Genomic DNA, 18,806 nt, shown 5'->3' with positions numbered 1-18,806 from the left:
CCATGAAATTCGCCTTGCAGCTCGGATACTGGGGCGCCCAGCCGCCCACCACCCACGCCGACCTCGTGGTGGCCGCGGACAAGGCGGGGTTCGACACCGTCTTCACCGCCGAGGCCTGGGGCTCGGATGCGTTCACCCCGCTCGCCTGGTACGGCTCGCTCACCGAACGCATCCGCCTGTCCACGGCGGTGGTGCAGCTCTCCGCCCGTACGCCCACGGCCACCGCGATGAGCACCATGACCCTGGACCACCTCTCCGGCGGCCGGTTCTGCCTGGGTCTGGGCGTCTCCGGTCCGCAGGTGGTGGAGGGCTGGTACGGCCAGCCGTTCGCCAAGCCGCTGGCCCGGACGCGGGAGTACATCGACATCATCCGCGCGGTGCTCCGCCGCGAGGGCCCCGTGACCTCCGACGGTCCGGCATACGCCCTGCCTTACCAGGGGCCGGGCGCCTCCGGGCTGGGCAAACCGCTCAAGTCGATCCTCCACCCGCTGCGCGAGGACGTGCCCATCTGGCTGGGGGCCGAGGGCCCCAAGAACGTCGCACTCGCCGCCGAGATCGCGGACGGGTGGCTGGGGTTCCTGGCCTCGCCGCGGACCGCGCACGAGTTCAACGCGTGGCTCGACGAGGGCTTCGCCCGACCCGGCGCGCGGCGTACCCGGGAGGACTTCGAGGTGGCGTTCCTGTGCCAGCTCCACATAACGGAGGATCGGCGCGCGGTCCTCGACGCGTACAAGCCGTTCACCGCGCTCTACGCCGGCGGCATGGGCGCGGAGGAGAAGAACTTCCACGCCGAGGCGTTCCGCCGGATGGGCTTCGCCGACGACGTCGACCGCATCACCGAACTGTTCCGCTCCGGGCGCAAGGAGGAGGCCGCGGCGGCGGTGCCGGACGAGATGGTCGAGGCCACCGCGATCATCGGCGACGAGGACTCGGTGCGGTCGCAGATCGCCGAGTGGGAGGCCGCGGGCGTGACCATGCTCGTGGTGACCGCCCGCTCGGTCGAGGAGGTCGAGCAGCTCGGGAGGCTCATCGGCTGACCGGCCGGGCATCCGGGCTGCGGTGCGGAGGATCAGGTCACAGGGGGGCCTGAATCTCGCGCACCTGACCGTCGGGGCCGAAGGTCGCCCGACCGAGCGAAACGTCAGTGGCGAGCGCGATCAGGATGTCGGTCTGGCCGCTCTCGTCCGGCGAGATGGACACGTGGCTCAGTCGCGCATCGTCGATCTCGAGCAGTCCCGGCGTGGCCTCGAACGCCACCCGAAGGGTCTCCGGATCGATCGCGTCCAGCGGTAGGGGGGCTCCGACATCCGGCCTGCGCATGCTCATGGGCGGGGACCAGGCCGAGTCCCGGAACTCCACGCGGTATCGGGTGTCCGGTTCGTCCGGGTCCACGTAGACCAGGCTCACGTAATCGGGATAGAGCTGGAGGAGATCCACCTCCACGTCGCCCAGTTCGTCCGGGACCGCCGCGAGGACGCCGATGAGTTCGTTGCTGATCGCCCGGGCGGCGTCGTCGACCGGCACGCCGTCGACGGTGGCGTCTGCCGACTGTGAGTTCGCGCCCGACGGTGAGGTGGCGCCCGGCTCCGCGGTCGCGCTCAGCTCGGAGGTCGCTTCCGACCGGGCGGTGTCGGTGTCGGTGTCAACAGTGCTGCATGCGGTGAGCGCCACTGCCGTGACCAGGGCAGATGCGGCGGCGGCGAGATGACGGGCACGCGAGTCGGAGGGCATGATCGCAAGACTAGGCGGGGAAAGCCCGCCGCAGGAATAGAACAGGTTCTACTATGGGTCGTATGAGTGCACCCACACCCACCATTCCCACCGAGACCGGAGTCCTGAACGACCGGACCGGGGAGTACGTGACCAGTGTCTACCGGATCGCCGAGGCCGACCCGGACCGCGTCGCCGTGATCGAGGCCTCCGGCCGCCAGGTGACCTTCGGCGAGCTCGCGGACGCGGCGCACGGCCACGCGCGGGGACTGCGCGCGCTGGGTCTGGGGGCCGGGGACGGGATCGTCCTGATGGCGCCGAACAGTATCGGTTTCCTCGAGGTCTACTTCGCCGCACTCGAGATCGGTCTCTACGTGGCCCCCGCCAACTGGCACCTGACGGGGCCCGAGGTGGCCTACATCCTGGAGAACTCGGGCTCGACGGTCTTCGTGGCCGACGAGAGGTTCGCCGACGTGGCCACCACCGCCGCCGCCGAGGCCGGACTCGAACCCGCCCGCTGCTACGCGATCGGCGACGTCCCGGGTTTCCGGCCGCTCTCCGAGCTCGCCGTCCCGGCCGAGGGGGAGGACCCCTTGCCGTCGGGCCGTACCCTCGGCGCCCCGATGCTCTACACCTCGGGCACCACCGGTCGCCCCAAGGGCGTGCGCAGGCCTCTGACCGGCGCCTCTCCCGACCAGGTGACGGTTCCCAACTACTTCTTCTTCGCCGGCTTCGGCATCCAGGCCGCGGACAACGTGCACATCTGCGGCTCGCCGCTCTACCACACGGCCGTGCTCAACTTCGTCGCCATCTCGCTCAACCTGGGGCAGACGGTGGTGCTCATGGACAAGTGGTCCCCGGAGGAGATGCTGCGTCTCATCGACGCCCACGGGGTGACCCAGTCCCACATGGTCCCGACCCAGTTCTCGCGCCTGCTCGAGCTGCCGGAGGACGTGCGCGCGAAGTACGACGTGTCGAGCCTCCGGACGATCGTCCACGGCGCGGCCCCGTGTCCGAAGCACGTCAAGCAGGCGATGTTGGACTGGTGGGGGCCCGTCCTCACCGAGTACTACGCCGGAACCGAGGGCGGTGGTTGCACCATCACGGGCGAGGAGTGGCTGCGCAAGCCCGGTAGCGTGGGTCGGCCGTGGAAGACCACCACCCTGAAGATCCTCGACGACGACGGCAACGAACTCCCCGCCGGCGAGACGGGCAACGTCTACCTCCAGATGCACGGGTCGAAGTTCGAGTACCACCAGGACGCGGAGAAGACAGCGAAGACCTACGTGGGCGAGTTGTTCACCATGGGCGACATCGGCTACGTGGACTCCGACGGTTATCTGTTCCTGTGCGACCGCAAGAACGACATGATCATCTCCGGCGGTGTGAACATCTACCCGGCCGAGATCGAGTCGGAGATGACCCGCCACGAGGCCGTCCGCGACGTGGCGGTGTTCGGAATCCCGCACGCCGACTGGGGTGAGGAGGTCAAGGCCGTGGTGGAGCTGGCCGAGGGCTACGTCGAATCCGACGAGCTCAAGGCGCAGATCCTCGACGACCTCTCCGGCCGACTGGCCAAGTTCAAGATGCCGCGGTCGATCGACGTGGTGGAGGAGCTGCCCCGGCAGGCCAACGGCAAGTTGGTCAAGCGCAAGCTCAAGGACCCGTACTGGGCGGACGCCCGCTGAGTCCTCCAGGGCGGATGCCCGCTGGCCCGGTTGCCCACCGGCCACGCGGGGCGGTCACTACCCTGGACGCATGACCAGAACCCCGACCGCCCGTGATCTCACGCTCGCCCAGATCCTCGAGCGGCAGCAGCAGGCGTTCCTCGCCGACCCGCAGCCCGAGGCCGGGATACGGCGCGATCGGATCCAGCGGCTCAAGTACCTCGTCCTGGACAACGCGGCCGAACTCACCGAGGCGATCCGCGAGGACTACGGCTCACGGCCCGAGACCCTCTCGCTTCTCACGGACATCGCCTCCTCCATCCCGGACCTCGACCACCAGCGCGGCCATCTGAAGAAGTGGATGAAACCCACACGGGTCTCGCAGGCCCTCGACCGGGTCGGCTTCATCCAACAGGTCCGCCATGATCCCAAGGGGGTCGTCGGGATCATCGGCCCCTGGAACTTCCCCCTGTACCTGACGATCGTGCCGGCCGGGTCGGCGCTCGCCGCGGGCAACCGGGTGATGATCCGGCCGTCGTCGGTCACAGCGCGCACGACCGAGGTGCTCTGCAGCCGGGCGCCCGAGTACTTCGCCGTCGACGAGTTGGCCGTCGCGGGGCCGGAACACGGCCGCGGTTCGGATTTCTCCACTCTGCCCTTCGACCACCTGTTCTTCACCGGCTCCCCGGGCGTCGGCAGGTCCGTGGCCAAGGACGCCGCAGACAACCTCACGCCGGTCACCCTCGAACTGGGCGGCAAGAACCCCGTCATCGTGGACACCAGTGCCGACCTCGACCGAGCCGCGCGGGGCATCGCGGCCTCCCGCATGGTCAACGGCGGCCAGGTGTGCATGTGCCCGGACTACGTCTTCGTTCCCGAGGCCGAGCTGGAGGCGTTCTGCGACACCGTCCTGGACCACTGGCGTCGGACCCTGCCGGCGATCGTGGGCAACCCCGAGTACACCGCGATCGTCAACACGTCCAACTACGAGCGCATCGTCGGACTGATCGACGACGCCGTGGCCAAGGGCGCCGTCAGGCGCGACGCCGCCCCGGCGGGGGAGCGGTTGCCGGACGCGGGCGTCCGTAAGATCGCACCCACCCTGCTCACCGGCGTGACGCCCGAGATGGAAATCGACTCGGACGAGGTGTTCGGGCCAGTCCTCACGGTCTTCGGGTACCGGAGCCTCGACGAGGCGGTCCGCTACATCAACGAGCGGCCCAGCCCGCTGGTCCTGTACTGGTACGGCCAGAAGAACGGCCGCTTCGACACCGTGGCCGACCGCACCCGCTCGGGAAATATCTACGGCAACGACTTCGGCATCGGGATGGCCTCCCCGGCCATCCCGTTCGGCGGGGTCGGCAATTCGGGGATGGGCGGCTACCACGGGCACTACGGATTCCGGACGTTCACCCACGAGCGGGCCGTCGCGATGCACTCCTACGACGTCAACGTCTCCGGGTTCCTGGCGCCCCCGTTCACGGCCGGCAAGAAGAGGCTGGCCTCGGGGTACCTCGGGGCGATGAAGGCCCGGACCCGACTGGGTCTCTAGTCGGGGCCGGGCGCCCGGTCACTCCCCGCGGAACTCGGGCCTGCGCTTCTCCGCGAACGCGCGAGGGCCCTCCTTCGCATCGGCCGAGGCGAAGACCCGCCCGCCGACCTCGGCGTCGACGCGGAAGGCCTCCTCCTCGTGCATGCCCTCGGTGCGTCGGATCGTCTCGATCATCCCCTGCACCGCGAGGGGCCCGTTCGCGGTGATGAGCTCGGCGATCTCCAGTGCCTTGTCCAGGGCGGAGCCGTCCTCGACCACGTGGCCGATCAGCCCGAACCGCTCCGCCTCCTCGGCGGTGAGATGGCGGCCCGTCATGAGGACCTCCATCGCGACGGTGTACGGGATCTGACGCACGAGCCGCACCGCGGAGCCGCCGAGGGGGTACAGGCCCCAGCGGGCCTCGGAGACGCCGAACTTCGCGGAGCGTCCGGCGACCCGGATGTCGGTGCCCTGCAGGATCTCGGTCCCGCCGGCGATCGCCGGGCCCTCGACAGCGGCGATGAGCGGCTTGCTCAGCCGGCGCCCCTTGAGCAACGCGGGCAGACGGGTCAGGTCCCAGCCGCCGCCGGCGAACTTGTCGCCCGGAGCGTCTCTGTTCATGGCCTTGAGGTCCGCGCCCGCGCAGAAGTACCCGCCCGCGCCGGTCAGGATGCACGCACGGATGTCCGGATCGGAGTCCACCAGGTCCCACGCCGCCTCCATGCCGCGCATCATCGGGCCGGACAGGGCGTTGCGGGCCTCGGGTCGGTTCATGGTGACGATCAGGACGTGGCCGCGCCGCTCGGTGAGCAGGTGCTGGTCCTCGGGCGTCTCGACGCGGGTCATCGGGCCTCCAAAAATTAGTTACACGGGTTCACGGCTTTCGCCCACGGCCGACGGTAACACGTTCTACTTTGGGAGTATGGCGTACACCATCGGAGATCTCGTCGAGCACAGTGTCGATCGCGTTCCGGACCGGGTCGTCCTGGTCCAGGAGGGTCGATCGTTCACCTTCAGGGAACTGGAGGAGCGGGCCAACAGGCTCGCCCACCACCTACGGTCCGTCGGCGTCGGGCCCGACGACAAGGTGGCGGTGTACAGCCGCAACACCATCGAGGCCGTCGAGGCGATGGTCGCGATCTTCAAGATCCGCGCCGTGATGGTCAACGTCAACTACCGGTACGTCCCGGCCGAGCTCGAGTACCTACTCGACAACTCCGACTCCGTCGTGGTGGTCCACGAGCGCCGCTATTCGGACGTGCTCGCACAGGCCCTTCCCAACACACCGGGGGTGCGTCACTGCCTGGTCATCGAGGACGGCACCGACACCCCTGACCCGCAGACGCCCGACGGGGTCTCCGTCGCGCACTACGACGACGCGCTGGCGGCGCAGTCTCCCGAGCGCGACTTCGGCGAACGCTCGAACGACGACATCTACATGCTCTACACCGGCGGCACCACGGGCTCCCCGAAGGGGGTGATGTGGCGTCAGGAGGACGTGTTCATGGTCCTCGGCGGCGGCATCGACTTCCTCACCGGCGAGAAGGTCGCGGACGAGTGGGAGCTGGCGAACAAGGCGGTCGACGGGGGCGTGCTGGTCCGCGCCGCCCTGCCCCCGCTCATCCACGGCGGCGCCCAGTGGGCGATCTTGATGGCGCTGTTCGCGGGCCACACCAGCGTGCTCATCCCGGAGTTCGACGCCCAGACCGTCTGGCGGACCGTCACCGAGCACAAGATCAATCTCCTGTTCATCACGGGGGACGCCATGGCGCGTCCACTGATCGAGGAATGGGACGCGGAGAAGTACGACTCGTCGTCGTTGTTCTACATCGGGTCCTCCGCGGCCCTGTTCTCGCCCTCGGTCAAGGACCAGTTCATCGAGGCGTTCCCGAACGTCATGCTCTCGGACTCGATCGGGTCCTCCGAGACCGGCTTCTCGGGCATCGCGCTCGCGGAGAAGGGCAAGACCCACACCGGTGGACCCCGCGTGAAGATCGACGGGGAGACCACGGTCCTCGACTCCGAGGGCAACGAGGTCCAGCCCGGTTCCGATGTCATCGGCAAGGTCGCGCGCACCGGGCACATCCCGGTGGGGTACTACAAGGACGAGGTCAAGACAGCGGCCACGTTCAAGACGTACGGCGGGAATCGCTACTCGATCCCCGGTGACGACGCCCGGGTCGAGGAGGACGGCACCGTCACGATGCTCGGCCGCGGATCGGTCTCCATCAACACCGGAGGCGAGAAGGTCCACCCGGAGGAGGTCGAGGCCGCCCTCAAGACGCACCCCGACGTGTACGACGCGCTCGTAATCGGCGTCCCCGACGAGCGGATGGGCCACAAGGTCGCCGCCGTTCTCCACACGCGCGACGGCAAGTGTCCGCCGATCGACGAGCTGAACGACCACGCGCGGCGGGAGATCGCCCGCTACAAGTGCCCGCGAGCGCTGTGGGTCGAGGAATCGGTCAAGCGCAATCCCGCGGGCAAGCCCGACTACCGATGGGCCGCGGAGATCGCCGCGTCCCGCCCCGCAGACGACAGCCAGGAGATCAGCAAGTGAGCATCCGTACCCCCCTCGCGGAGGAATTCGGGATCGAGTACCCGGTCTTCGCCTTCACCCCGTCCAAGGCGGTCGCCGCAGCGGTGACGCGCGCCGGCGGCATGGGCGTCCTCGGGTGCGTCCGCTACAACGACGCGGCCGAGCTCGACGAGGTCCTGACCTGGATGGACGAGAACACGGACGGCAAACCCTACGGCGTGGACATCGTCATGCCCAACAAGGTGCCCACCGAGGGCAGCACCACCGACATCGCCGCGATGATCCCCGAGGAGCACAAGGCGTTCGTCTCCCGGGTCCTGGACGACCTCGGGGTGCCGCCGTTGGGCGACGACGCCGAGCACAACGCCGGTGTCCTGGGGTGGCTCCACTCGGTCGCCGAGGCGCACGTCGAGATGTCGCTCAAGCACCGCCCGGTGCTCATCGCCAATGCGCTCGGCTCACCGCCCAAGCACATCGTGGACCTCGCGCACGCCAACGGGATCAAGGTCGCGGCGCTCGCCGGTGCGAAGAAGCACGCGATCGCGCACGTGGACAACGGCGTCGACATCGTGATCGCCCAGGGCGGGGAGGCCGGCGGCCACACCGGCGAGGTCGCGACCCTCGTTCTGGTGCCGGAGATCGTCGCCGCGCTCGACGGTCGCGCGCCCGTGCTGGCCGCCGGTGGGATCGGGAGTGGCTCGCAGGTCGCCGCCGCGATCGGCATGGGCGCCGAGGGGGCGTGGATGGGTTCCCGGTGGCTCACCGCCGCCGAGTACGGCGATGACGGTGGCTCGAAGGCGATGCAGGAGGCGCTCGTCGCGGCCACCAGCGCGGACACCGTCCGCACCCGAATCTACTCGGGCAAGCCCGCGCGACTGCTCAAGAGCAAGTGGACCGAGGCGTGGGCGGCCGAGGGCGCCCCGAGCCCGCTGCCGATGCCGCTGCAGAACATCCTCGTCGCGGAGGCGCACCAGCGGATCTCGGCGTCTCAGGATCCCGGCGTGGTGGCCATGCCCGCAGGGCAGATCATCGGTTCACTCGAGGGCGTCGTCCCCGTCGCCGAGACGATGGCGCAGATCGTGACCGAGTACGAGGCGGCGGTGGAGCGTCTGCGCGGCACGCTCGGCTGACCCCTGAGCAGGCGCGGGCGCGGATGGCCGTCCGCGCCGTGGGGCCGCTCAGGCCTGAGTGATGAACAACAGCATCGCCGCCCAGTGACAGGCGAAGGCGATGACCGTGCAGGTGTGGAAGACCTCGTGGAAGCCGAAGACCCCGGGAACGGGATTCGGCCGCTTGAGGCCGTAGACCACGGCCCCGCCCGTGTAGGCCACGCCGCCAGCGACCACGAGTGCGACCCCCACGAGGTTGGCCTCGACGAGGTCACCTGCGAACCACACCGCGGTCCACCCCAGGACGATGTACAGCACCACGTACAACCACCGGGGCGCTGACAGCCAGAACAGGCGGAACGCGATACCGACCAGAGCCCCGGTCCACACGATCGCCAGCAGGATCGTGCTGGCCGGGGGATCGAGCGCGGCGACCGTCATGGGCGTGTACGTGCCCGCGATGAGCAGGAAGATGTTGGAGTGGTCCAGCCTGCGCAGCAGCGCGGTGGCCTCCGGGTTCCAGGTACGGCGGTGGTAGAGGGCCGAGATTCCGAAGAGCAGCGACGACGTGGCCAGGAACACCGCGCACGCCCACTTCAGCGCGGTCCCGTCCGCGAGGACGGTGAGGACCACGCCGAGGACTATGGCCACGGGCAGAGTCCCGGCGTGGATCCACCCTCGGAGCAGCGGCTTCTCGGGTAGCGCGGGGACGCCGAAGTCGTCCGCGTCCCCTCCGGTCTCGGTCGGTGCATCTGTGTTCGGTCCCACCAGGCCTCCTGATCGAGCGCGATCCCGTCGTGATCGCGATGACAGTACTCGACCGGGGTGCGGCGCGGTGGCCGGCCGGCACGCGACCGGCTCCCCGGGAGCCCCCAAGAAGGCATCAGTCGTTCAGCTCCTGTTCAGATTGGAATCGTCAGTTGGTTGGTATGAGCACCTAGGTTCTTGGTGTCCCACTGAGAAAACCCAGGAGTACCGAAGCCATGAAGGCATCTGTTCGTACCGCGTCGCTGTCCGGTGTAGCCGCACTCGCTCTCGTTCTGTCCGCTTGCGGCGGAGGCGAGGACGCCAACGGCGCCTCGGGCACCGAGGGTGAGGGATCGGACCTGTCCGGTCAGATCTCGATCGACGGTTCCAGCACGGTCACGCCGCACACGGTGCCGGCATCCGAGTTGTTCATGAACGAGAACCCCGGTGTCCAGATCGCGGTGGCCACCTCGGGCACCGGTGGCGGGTTCGAGAAGTTCTGCGCGGGTGAGACCGACATCTCGATGGCGTCCCGGCCGATCAAGGAGTCGGAGATCGCCAACTGCGAGGCGAACGGGATCGCGTACGAGCAGGTGGCGGTGGCCAATGACGGCCTCGCCGTGATCGTCAACCCGGAGAACGACTGGGCGACGTGCTTGACGGTGGAGGAGTTGTCGCAGTTCTGGGCCACCGACGCCACGGCGACCAGCTGGTCGGACGTCAACAGCGAGTGGGCGGACGAGACGGTCCAGCTCTACGGCCCGGGCAGCGACTCGGGTACCTACGACTACTTCACCGAGGCGATCAACGGCGAAGAGGGCAACATCACCGCCCGCTACACCGACATCGGCGAGGACGACAACGCCGCGATCGACGGTGTCTCCAGCAGCATCGGGGCCATGGGCTTCGTGCCCCTCTCGTTCGTCGAGGAGTCGGGCGACGCCGTGAAGACCGTCGAGATCCAGAACGAGGCCGGCGAGTGCGTGGCCCCGACCCAGGACACCGTCCGCGACGGCTCCTACAACCCGCTCGGTCGTCAGCTGTACATCTACCCGAGCGACCAGGCCCTGCAGCGCGAGGAGGTCGTGGCCTTCCTCAAGTTCTACATCGACAACCAGGAAGAGATCGCTGAGGAGGCCCTGTTCATCCCGTTGACGGAGGAGCAGGAGGAGCAGGCTCACGAGCAGGTCGACGAGCTCGCCAACGGCTGACCTGCCAGGAGGGATGAGCGCCGAGGAGCCGCATGACGACCAGCACCATGTCCAGACCACCGGAGTCTGACGAACAGATCGACCTGTCAGCCAGCAGTAAGCGCTGGGGCGAACGGACCATCATCGGATGGCTCCTGTTCTGCGCCGCTCTCTCGGTTGTCATCACCATCGGGATCGTCATCTCGCTACTGGGACCGGCCCGGCACTTCTTCGCGGATATCGCGCTGTGGGAGTTCCTCCGGGCCGGGACCTGGGCGCCCCGACAGGGTGAGTTCGATGTCCTCAACCTCGTGGTGGGAACGCTCAACGTCACGTTCTACGCGCTGCTCATCGCCATCCCTGCGGGGCTGGGCGCCGCGATCTGGCTCAGTGAGTACGCGGGGCCCCGGGCACGCAAGATCCTCAAGCCCATATTGGAGGTCCTCGAGGGTGTTCCCACGGTGGCGTACGGGCTGTTCGCCTACCTCTTCGTGACCCCGATCCTCCAGGATGTCTGGCCCACGTTCCTTCCCAGTCCGTTCGGGGACGCGCCGGGAATCTTCTCCGCGGGTAGCGCCGGCTTGGTGATGGGCATCATGCTGATCCCCACCATCGCCTCCGTGTCCCAGGACGCCATGCAGGCCGTTCCCTCGGGCCTGCGGGAGGCGGCGTACGGCCTGGGCAGCTCGAGAATGCAGGTCGCGGTCCGCGTCGTGGTGCCGGCCGCGCTGTCCGGCATCATGGCGGCCTTCATCCTGGGGATATCCCGCGGCATCGGGGAGACGATGCTGGTCCTGATCGCCGCCGGTGCCACGCCGAACCTGACCTTCATGCCCAACGAATCGGTGCTGTCGATGACCGCGTTCATCGCGCGCACCGCAACGGGAGACATCTCCCAGGGAACTCTGGACTACAACGTGATCTTCGCGGTGGGGGCGTTGTTGTTCGTCCTCACCCTGACAATGAACCTGATCAGTATCGCGCTGGTCCGTCGCTTCCGGGAGAAGTACGAGTGAAAACCGCAGCACGAAATCGCATCGCTACCACTCAGGCCCGAGAGGTGACGCTCGCGAATCTGCAGAGTGGTTCCCGCTCGGGCCGGGTGGGTGGGCAGATGTTCCAAGCACTGCTCCTCGCCTGCATCTTCGTGGCAATCGCGACGTTGCTGGCGGTGCTGGCCTGGGCCGTGACCACGGGATGGCCTCGGTTGGACCTCAATCTGCTCACGGAGATGCCGTCGGGTCGTCGAACCCAACTGGCGACCTCGGGAGTGCAGTCGGCCATCTTCGGCACTCTCTACGTGATGATCGGACTGGTCGTCACGGTGGTGCCCCTTGGCGTTAGTGCGGCGGTCTACCTCGAGGAGTTCGCCGATCCGGACAAGTGGTATGTCCGGCTCATCGAGGTCAACGTCCAGAATCTCGCGGCCGTTCCCTCGATCGTGTTCGGAATCCTCGGGATGGCGTTCATCTACCGCGGCGGGCTGAGCCTGGGTTCGGTGATCTACACGGGATCGTTGACCCTGACGATGCTGGTCCTCCCGACGATCATCGTCACGGGCCGGGAAGCGATCCGTTCGGTGCCCTCGTCGATCCGTATGGCGTCGATGGGGGTCGGGGCCACGAGGTGGCGCACGATCTGGCACCAGGTCCTCCCCTCGGCCATCCCGGGCATCGTGACCGGCACCATTCTGGCGCTCTCCCGAGCGATCGGTGAGGCAGCTCCGTTGATCATGATCGGAACGGCGACCTTCGTGACCTTCAATCCGGAAGGCTTCTTCGAGGGCCGGTTCACCGTTCTCCCGGTGCAGATCTACTACTGGAGCAGCCAGGCCAACCCCGACTTCCACGTGCTCGCCGCGGCGGGGATCGTCGTCCTGATGGGGATGCTGTTGGCCATGAACTCGATAGCCATCTGGATCCGGGCTCGCTTCACGCAGGAGAACTGATCCGATGTCGGCCCCACCATGCAAAGGAAGAATCTGATGAACACACCACTCGCCCGCTCCCGGACATCGACGGGGATGCCGCCGCTGTCCCACGAGATCCGGACGCCGGACGCATCGACTCACCAGACCGCCTCGATCGCCCCGGCGCACCCGGTCTTCGCGATCAAGGGTCTCAATGTGTTCTACGGCGGCTTCCACGCCGTACACGATGTCGACCTGACTTTCGCCAAGAACGAGATCACCGCGCTGATCGGTCCTTCCGGATGCGGTAAGTCCACCGTGCTCCGGTGCCTGAACCGCATGAACGACCTGATCGGTTCCGCTCGGATCGAGGGGCAGGTGCTCTACCACGGGGTGGACATCTACGACGCCAAGGTCGACCCGATCGAGGTCCGACGCCGGATCGGGATGGTGTTCCAGAAGCCGAACCCGTTCCCCAAGTCGATCTTCGACAACGTCGCCTACGGTCCCCGGGTGACCGGCATGTCGATCGACAACATGGATGACCACGTCGAGGACTGTCTCCGGAAGGCGTCTCTCTGGGACGAGGTGAAGTCCAAGCTGAAGGACTCGGCCTACGGACTCTCGGGTGGCCAGCAGCAGCGACTGTGCATCGCGAGGGCTATCGCGACCCGTCCGGACGTCATCCTGATGGACGAGCCCTGTTCCGCGCTCGACCCCATCGCGACCGCGGCGATCGAGGACCTGATGCTGGAGCTGCGCAACGACTACACGATCATCATCGTCACGCACAACATGCAGCAGGCGGGCCGCGTCGCAGATCGGACGGCGTTCTTCACGGCCCTGCCCGACGAGCGGACGGGTGACCGTACGGGCGTGCTCGTGGAGTACGACCTGACGTCGACCATCTTCTCGAACCCGAGTGACGAGCGCACCGAGGCGTACATCTCCGGCCGCTTCGGCTGAGCCGGTGACGAGGGGCTGACGAGCTGCTGACGACCCGGTCGATCGAGCGACGACCGGGTCGTCAGGCGGGAATGAAACCCGTCGACCCCGCGGCGCGGATCCACAGTCCGTCGCCGGCGGGGTCCACGCCCCGCTCGGTGAGGTCGCGGGAGCGGAACTTGAAGCTCGCTGTGCGCGGCAGCTCCGCGGTCACCCGCAACAGTGAGGGCCACTGCTTGGGGCCCAGGTCGGACTGCTCGGCGAGGAACTCGCCCATACCGGCCGCCACCTCGACCGGGTCCGCCCCGTCCCGCAGGACGACCGCCGCGGCGACGGCGTCCCCGATCGTGCCCGGGCCGCGCACCTCGCCCGCCGGCACGGCGTACACGCCCACCTCGACCAGGTCGGGATGGCGTCGCAGGACGCGTTCGACCGGCGCGGCGGCCAGGTTCTCCCCGTCGACCCGCATCCAGCCACCGGATCGGCCCGCGAAGTAGACCCACCCGTCGTCGTCGACATAGGCCAGATCTCCGGAATGGAACCGCCCCCCGCGCATGCGTTCGGCGTCGGCGGCGGGGTCGCCCCAGTAGCCGGCGAAGAGGCCCGGCCCGTCGGCGACCAGCTCTCCGACCGCCTCGTCGGCGTTGAGTAGCACGCCCGCGTGGTCGAACCGGGCTCGCTCACACGTCGCGCCGGTCTCCGGGTCGACGATCGACACGCCGGCGGGCAGCGGGCCCAGCGCGGCGTCGGGAGTGTCCGGCGTGCGGGACACCGAGACCCCGCCCTCGCTCGAGCCGAACCCGTCGACGACGGTCACGCCGAAGCGCCGGGCGAACTCGTGGCGCACCTCCGCCGGCGCCTCGTTGCCGTAGACCACGCGCATCGGGTTGTGCGCGTCGTCGGGCCTCTCCGGTGTGGCGAGGATGTAGGACAGTGGCGCGCCGACGTAGTTGGCGAAGGTACAGCCGTGGCGGCGGACGTCGTCGAGCCAGTTGGAGGCGGAGAACCGGCGGCGCAGCGCGATCGAGCAGCCCGTGAACAGGGCGATCGGCCAGGCCACCATGACCGCGTTGGAGTGGAACAGCGGCATGGCGCTGTACACGCAGTCGTCCGGGCCGATCCCGAACCTGTCGGCCAGCATGCGTCCGGGAACGGAGATCTTGGACTGGGTGATCCGTACCGCCTTGGGATCGCCACTGGTACCCGAGGTGAAGACCAGGGCGACCAGGTCGTCGGGGCCCGCGGGAGTTCCGGAGAGGTCCGGCGCCACGGCGTCGGAGTCGTCGGAGTGCCGCGCGAGCAGGTCAGCCCACTGCGGGGAGTCCACCGAGATCACCGGGATGTCGATCGGCAGACCGTCGAGCAACCCGGCGTGGTCGGTGTCGGTGAGGATCAGCGCGCAGTCCGCCAGCGCGGCGTCCCGGGCCAGGGCCGCGCCGCGGCGGGTGGGGTTGAGTCCGGCCACGACGATCTCCGAGCACGCGGCCGCTCCGAGCAGGTGGAGGTACTCGGGCGTGCCGGCCAGGAGCAGCCCGACGTGGGGCGGAGACGCCGATGCCGGCGACGATGCCACCGGAGATGTCGACGATGAGCCGAGCAACTCCCGCAGCGCCGCGATCCGCACCGCAACCGCACCGACCGCCTGCGACCAGGGCGTCAGCTCGCCGTCGGACCAGATGCCGCGGTCGCGCACGTCGCGCAGTGCGACCACCGCCTCGGCCACCGAGGCGTACGGCCCGGCGGCGACGTCCGCGATGGTCCGGACGGGCGCGTTCACGCGGAGTACTCCCAGGGGTCACCGTTGGCCGCCAGTACCGCACCGAGGTCGATCAGTTGCCGGGTGGCCCCGCCCAGGCGGAACTCCCCGGCCTTGGCGGCGAGGAAGTACCGGTGGGCGGGCTCGGAGCGGTCGAGCCCCACGCCCCCGTGGACGTGGACCGCGGTGTGGGCGAGGCGGTGCCCGGCGTCGCAGGCCCAGAAGTGGGCGGAGGACACCGCGGCGTGGGCGGGAGCACCGGGCTCCCCACCGCAGGCGTCGAGTTCGAAGGCCGCGCGCAGGGTGCTCAGCCGAACGGCGTCGACGTCGATCGAACCGTCGGCCAGTCTCGCGGCGACCGCCTGGAAGGACCCGATGGGCCGACCGAACTGGTGACGGGTACTCGCGTACGCGGCGGTGCGCTCCAGCGCGGCCTCGATCACGCCCCACTGGTACGCCGCCAGGTGGACGCGGCGGCGCAGGGCGTCGACCTCGAGCACCGCGCCCGGCACGGGGGTGGGCTCGGCCTCGGCGCCGGACACCAGACCCGCGCAGGAGAAGTCGACCGGGACGGTCCGCTCGACCGAGACGGAGGTCCGGTCGGTCACCCTGATGCCGTCGGGTGTGGCCTGCACGATCACATCGGCGATCGGCGCCCAGTCGACCTCGGGTGCGGGCCCGTCGCCCACCGCGGCGATCTCGCGCCCCTCGGCCACGGCCCCGGCCCGCTCGGGGAGGCCGGCCGCCTCGAGCATGACGGTGGCGCGGATCGCGGGGGACAGGGGGACAGGGGCCAGGACCCGGCCCAGCTCGCGCAGTACCAGGGCCTCGCCGACCACGCCCAGGCCGGCGCCGCCGAGCGACTCCGGGGCGAGGGCGGCGGGCACGCCCGCGCGGACCAGTTCGTCCCAGAATCGGGCATGGAACCGGGCGGTCGCGCGGTCTGCTCCGCCCTCGGCCTCGGTTCCGGGGCCGAAGCGCGCGTCGAGCTCGCGCAGGGAGTCGTCGGTGACCAGTTGCTCTCCCATGTCGCGGACGAGCGTGGAGAGCTCACGGGTGGTGTCGTCGATGTGAAAATCCATGTCAGCTGTCCTTCCGGGCAGAGGACGGGGTGGGGGCGATGCGCGGCGCCGGTGGCAACCCGAGTCCGGCGGCGGCGATGATGTCGCGCTGGACCTCGTTGGTGCCTCCGCCGAAGGTCAGGATGAGGGCGGAGCGATGCAGTTTCTCGATGCGCCCGTGGAGGACGGCGGTGGGGGAGTGGGAACGCTGGAACCCGGCGGAGCCCAACACCTCCATGAGGAGCCGGTACGCCTCGCACGCGGTCTCGGTGCCGTACACCTTGGTCGCCGACGCGGCGATGCGTGTGGGCGTGGTGGAGTCGGCGGAGACGATCTCCCAGTTGCGCAGCGCCAGGTACTCCGCCATCGCGTGGACGCGGGCCAGGTGGGTGCGCACCCACTCGTTGTCGATCACGTCCCCGCCGCCGGGCAGGCCGACGTCGGACGCGCGCGTGGTGCGTGCCCACTCCAGGACCTGCCGGAGCGAGGCCTGGAGCGGACCGGCTGCGGTGAGGGCGACCCGCTCGTGGTTGAGCTGGTTGGTCATGAGCGGCCACCCGCCGTGTTCGGGCCCGACGAGATTGGAGGCGGGCACCACCACGTCCTGGTAGTAGGTGGCACTGGTGTCCGGGCCCGCCATCGTGTGCACGGGAGTCCACGAGAACCCCTCGGCGTCGGTGGGCACCATGATCATCGAGATGCCCTTGTGCCGCTTGGCGTCCGGATCGGTGCGTGCGGCCAACCAGATCCAGTCCGCGTACGCCACGAGGGACGTCCACATCTTCTGCCCGTTGATGCGGTACACCTCCCGGCCCGCGTGCTCCCCGGTCCCGGGCTCGCGGACGGCCCGGGTCTTCAGGGAGGCCAGGTCCGTGCCCGATTCCGGCTCGGAGTAACCGATGCCGAAGTGCAGCTCGCCGCGGCTGATCCGCGGCAGGAAGTAGCTCTTCTGTTCCTCGGATCCGAAGGCCATGATCGTCGGCGCCACCGAGTTGATGGTGAGGAAGGGCACCGGCACCCCGGCGATCGCGGCCTCGTCGGTGAAGATCAGCTGCTCCACCATCGGGCGGTTCCGGCCGCCGAACTCCTCCGGCCAGCCGATCGTCAGCCAGCCGTCCCGGCCCATCTCGGCCACGATCTCCCGGTAGGCGTTGCCGTGGCCGTATTCGCCGGTCGTGGAGGTGAAGGCCTCTCGGCGCTCGGGGGTCATCAGGGCGGAGAAGTACTCGCGCAACTCCCCGCGCAGCCGTTGCTGGTCTGTGGTGTAGGTGATGTCCATATGCCCTAAGCTCATCTCGAGTGGAACACGTTCTAGTGTCGTGTCTCACATAGTATCGAATCATGCTCGCGGCCACAGTGGACGCGGGCCCGGCCAAGGAGGACGGGTATGAGGATTGACGTGGATCCCGACCGCTGCGAGGGGCAGGCCGTGTGTGTCGGGCTCGCCCCGAAGGTCTTCGAGTTGAACGACGACGACGAGGTGGTGCGGGTGATCGTCGACGAGGTTCCCGAGGAGCTGCAGAAGCGCGCGCTCAAGGCTGTCGAGAAGTGCCCGATGGCGGCGCTCAAGGTCGCGGAGTGACACCCGGGCAGGGTCGGACGGACCTCGGGACGGATCTCTCGCTCGACGGCCGGGTGGCGGTCGTCACCGGGTCCGGCTCCGGGCTGGGTGCCGCGGAGGCCGTGGAGTTGGCGCGCTCGGGGGCGTCCGCGGTCGTCATCAACGACATCCGGTCCGGCGAGGCCACGGACGCGGTGATCGCCGACATCGAGGCGGCGGGCGCCAAGGCGGCGCTCGTCGTGGGTGACGTCTCCGAGCGGGAGACCGCCGACGCGATGGTGGCCGAGGCCGTGCGGCTCGGCGGTCTGCACGTGGTGGTCAACAACGCAGGCATCACCCGGGACAAGATGCTGTTCAACATGGAGGACGACGACTTCGACGCGGTGATCAGGGTGCACCTGCGCGGGCACTTCCTGCTCACCCGTAACGCCGCGGCTCACTGGCGGGGCGAGAGCAAGAAGTCCGACGCCCCGGTGTACGGGCGGCTGATCAACACCTCGTCCGAGGCGGGTCTCTTCGGCCCGCCCGGGCAGGCGAACTACGGCGCGGCCAAGGCCGCCATCACCGCTCTCACCCTCTCGGCCTCACGTGTGCTCGCCCGGATCGGCTGTACGGCCAACGCCATCGCTCCTCGTGGGCGGACGGGGATGACCGAGGGCGTGTTCGAGGACTGGGACGAGTCGAAGGGGCCCGATCCGCTGTCGCCGGACCGGGTGGCGGACCTGGTGTCGTACCTCGCGTCACCCGCCGCGGCCGGTGTCAGCGGTCAGCTGTTCGTGGTATACGGCGGCATGGTCGCGTTGGTGGAGGCACCGGTGGTGGAGAAGCGGTTCGACGCCGAGGGCGGTGTGTGGGGCCGCCGGGAGTTCGCCGACGCGGTCTCCGGGCACTGGTCAGGGCGGCCTGAGGGCAAGTCCTTCTCCGCCTCGGAGATCATGGCGCTCTGACCTGAAACGATGCGGTCCCCGACGCGTTTACTGAGAGACGTGTCGGGGACCGCTTTCGTTGTGTCGGGGCGTGTTAGATTCCCGACACATGCGCAGGGGCACCGTTCGGGGGTGACCGGTAGGCCTTGCTAATG

The 18,806-nt window shown here is 68.9% G+C and carries 17 protein-coding genes; 11 read left to right on the top strand and 6 right to left on the bottom strand.

Annotated elements, in window-relative coordinates; translation table 11 throughout:
• Positions 1 to 2: 2 nt before the first annotated feature.
• Positions 3 to 1,037, top strand: coding sequence for an LLM class F420-dependent oxidoreductase (locus ABIE38_RS17110; RefSeq protein ID WP_354058328.1), 1,035 nt, complete (start codon positions 3 to 5; stop codon positions 1,035 to 1,037).
• 37 nt (positions 1,038 to 1,074) lie between these two features.
• On the opposite strand, the gene ABIE38_RS17105 is transcribed toward ABIE38_RS17110, so the two are convergent.
• Positions 1,075 to 1,731, bottom strand: a complete 657-nt coding sequence (locus ABIE38_RS17105) for a hypothetical protein (protein WP_354058326.1) — start codon at positions 1,729 to 1,731, stop codon at positions 1,075 to 1,077.
• Positions 1,732 to 1,793: 62 nt separating this feature from the next.
• On the opposite strand from ABIE38_RS17105, the gene ABIE38_RS17100 reads away from it, so the two are divergent.
• A complete protein-coding gene (locus ABIE38_RS17100) occupies positions 1,794 to 3,398 on the top strand; it encodes an acyl-CoA synthetase (RefSeq protein ID WP_354058325.1) in 1,605 nt (534 codons plus the stop codon).
• Positions 3,399 to 3,468: 70 nt separating this feature from the next.
• Positions 3,469 to 4,929: an aldehyde dehydrogenase family protein gene (locus tag ABIE38_RS17095; RefSeq protein ID WP_354058323.1), complete on the top strand. Its 1,461-nt coding sequence runs from the start codon at positions 3,469 to 3,471 to the stop codon at positions 4,927 to 4,929.
• An 18-nt stretch (positions 4,930 to 4,947) separates the two neighbouring features.
• On the opposite strand, the gene ABIE38_RS17090 is transcribed toward ABIE38_RS17095, so the two are convergent.
• The gene (locus ABIE38_RS17090) at positions 4,948 to 5,754 is read right to left on the bottom strand and encodes a crotonase/enoyl-CoA hydratase family protein (protein WP_354058321.1); all 807 of its coding nucleotides are present in this window, start codon (positions 5,752 to 5,754) and stop codon (positions 4,948 to 4,950) included.
• 76 nt (positions 5,755 to 5,830) lie between these two features.
• Between ABIE38_RS17090 and ABIE38_RS17085 the strand changes: the two genes are divergently transcribed.
• Both ABIE38_RS17085 and ABIE38_RS17080 read left to right on the top strand, forming a co-directional pair.
• Positions 5,831 to 7,468 carry an acyl-CoA synthetase gene (locus ABIE38_RS17085; RefSeq protein ID WP_354058319.1) on the top strand — a complete coding sequence of 546 codons (1,638 nt, stop codon included), beginning with the start codon at positions 5,831 to 5,833 and terminating at the stop codon, positions 7,466 to 7,468.
• Positions 7,469 to 7,470: 2 nt separating this feature from the next.
• Positions 7,471 to 8,577, top strand: coding sequence for an NAD(P)H-dependent flavin oxidoreductase (locus ABIE38_RS17080; protein WP_354058410.1), 1,107 nt, complete (start codon positions 7,471 to 7,473; stop codon positions 8,575 to 8,577).
• A 48-nt stretch (positions 8,578 to 8,625) separates the two neighbouring features.
• On the opposite strand, the gene trhA is transcribed toward ABIE38_RS17080, so the two are convergent.
• Complete coding sequence (trhA, locus tag ABIE38_RS17075) at positions 8,626 to 9,324, bottom strand: PAQR family membrane homeostasis protein TrhA (RefSeq protein ID WP_354058317.1); 699 nt, start codon at positions 9,322 to 9,324, stop codon at positions 8,626 to 8,628.
• A 215-nt stretch (positions 9,325 to 9,539) separates the two neighbouring features.
• Between trhA and ABIE38_RS17070 the strand changes: the two genes are divergently transcribed.
• The 4 genes from ABIE38_RS17070 (at position 9,540) to pstB (ending at position 13,368) form a co-directional block, all read left to right on the top strand.
• Positions 9,540 to 10,514 carry a PstS family phosphate ABC transporter substrate-binding protein gene (locus tag ABIE38_RS17070; RefSeq protein WP_354058315.1) on the top strand — a complete coding sequence of 325 codons (975 nt, stop codon included), beginning with the start codon at positions 9,540 to 9,542 and terminating at the stop codon, positions 10,512 to 10,514.
• 32 nt (positions 10,515 to 10,546) lie between these two features.
• Positions 10,547 to 11,509 carry a phosphate ABC transporter permease subunit PstC gene (gene pstC / locus ABIE38_RS17065; protein ID WP_354058314.1) on the top strand — a complete coding sequence of 321 codons (963 nt, stop codon included), beginning with the start codon at positions 10,547 to 10,549 and terminating at the stop codon, positions 11,507 to 11,509.
• Positions 11,510 to 11,607: 98 nt separating this feature from the next.
• Positions 11,608 to 12,441 (top strand): phosphate ABC transporter permease PstA, encoded by an 834-nt coding sequence (pstA, locus tag ABIE38_RS17060; protein ID WP_354058312.1) that lies wholly within the window; start codon positions 11,608 to 11,610, stop codon positions 12,439 to 12,441.
• A 36-nt stretch (positions 12,442 to 12,477) separates the two neighbouring features.
• A complete protein-coding gene (pstB, locus tag ABIE38_RS17055) occupies positions 12,478 to 13,368 on the top strand; it encodes a phosphate ABC transporter ATP-binding protein PstB (RefSeq protein WP_354058310.1) in 891 nt (296 codons plus the stop codon).
• Positions 13,369 to 13,429: 61 nt separating this feature from the next.
• Here pstB and ABIE38_RS17050 read toward each other — a convergent pair whose 3' ends face one another.
• Genes ABIE38_RS17050 through ABIE38_RS17040 form a run of 3 tightly spaced genes read right to left on the bottom strand, consistent with a single transcriptional unit; the run spans position 13,430 to position 17,443 of the window.
• Positions 13,430 to 15,124 carry an AMP-binding protein gene (locus ABIE38_RS17050; RefSeq protein ID WP_354058308.1) on the bottom strand — a complete coding sequence of 565 codons (1,695 nt, stop codon included), beginning with the start codon at positions 15,122 to 15,124 and terminating at the stop codon, positions 13,430 to 13,432.
• On the bottom strand, positions 15,121 to 16,185 hold the full coding sequence (locus ABIE38_RS17045) for an acyl-CoA dehydrogenase family protein (protein ID WP_354058306.1): 1,065 nt from the start codon (positions 16,183 to 16,185) through the stop codon (positions 15,121 to 15,123). The genes ABIE38_RS17050 and ABIE38_RS17045 overlap by 4 nt, the downstream gene beginning before the upstream one ends.
• 1 nt (position 16,186) lies before the next feature.
• Positions 16,187 to 17,443, bottom strand: coding sequence for an acyl-CoA dehydrogenase family protein (locus tag ABIE38_RS17040; RefSeq protein ID WP_354058408.1), 1,257 nt, complete (start codon positions 17,441 to 17,443; stop codon positions 16,187 to 16,189).
• Between the two features lie 108 nt (positions 17,444 to 17,551).
• Here ABIE38_RS17040 and ABIE38_RS17035 point away from each other — a divergent pair, with 108 nt between their 5' ends.
• Both ABIE38_RS17035 and ABIE38_RS17030 read left to right on the top strand, forming a co-directional pair.
• A complete protein-coding gene (locus ABIE38_RS17035; RefSeq protein ID WP_107748788.1) occupies positions 17,552 to 17,746 on the top strand; it encodes a ferredoxin in 195 nt (64 codons plus the stop codon).
• Complete coding sequence (locus ABIE38_RS17030) at positions 17,743 to 18,672, top strand: 3-oxoacyl-ACP reductase (RefSeq protein ID WP_354058304.1); 930 nt, start codon at positions 17,743 to 17,745, stop codon at positions 18,670 to 18,672. The genes ABIE38_RS17035 and ABIE38_RS17030 overlap by 4 nt, the downstream gene beginning before the upstream one ends.
• Positions 18,673 to 18,806 lie beyond the last annotated feature (134 nt).

The organism is Dietzia sp. 2505 (assembly GCF_040546785.1).
Lineage (GTDB): Bacteria > Actinomycetota > Actinomycetes > Mycobacteriales > Mycobacteriaceae > Dietzia.
This window is presented reverse-complemented; position numbering and strand designations above follow the sequence as displayed.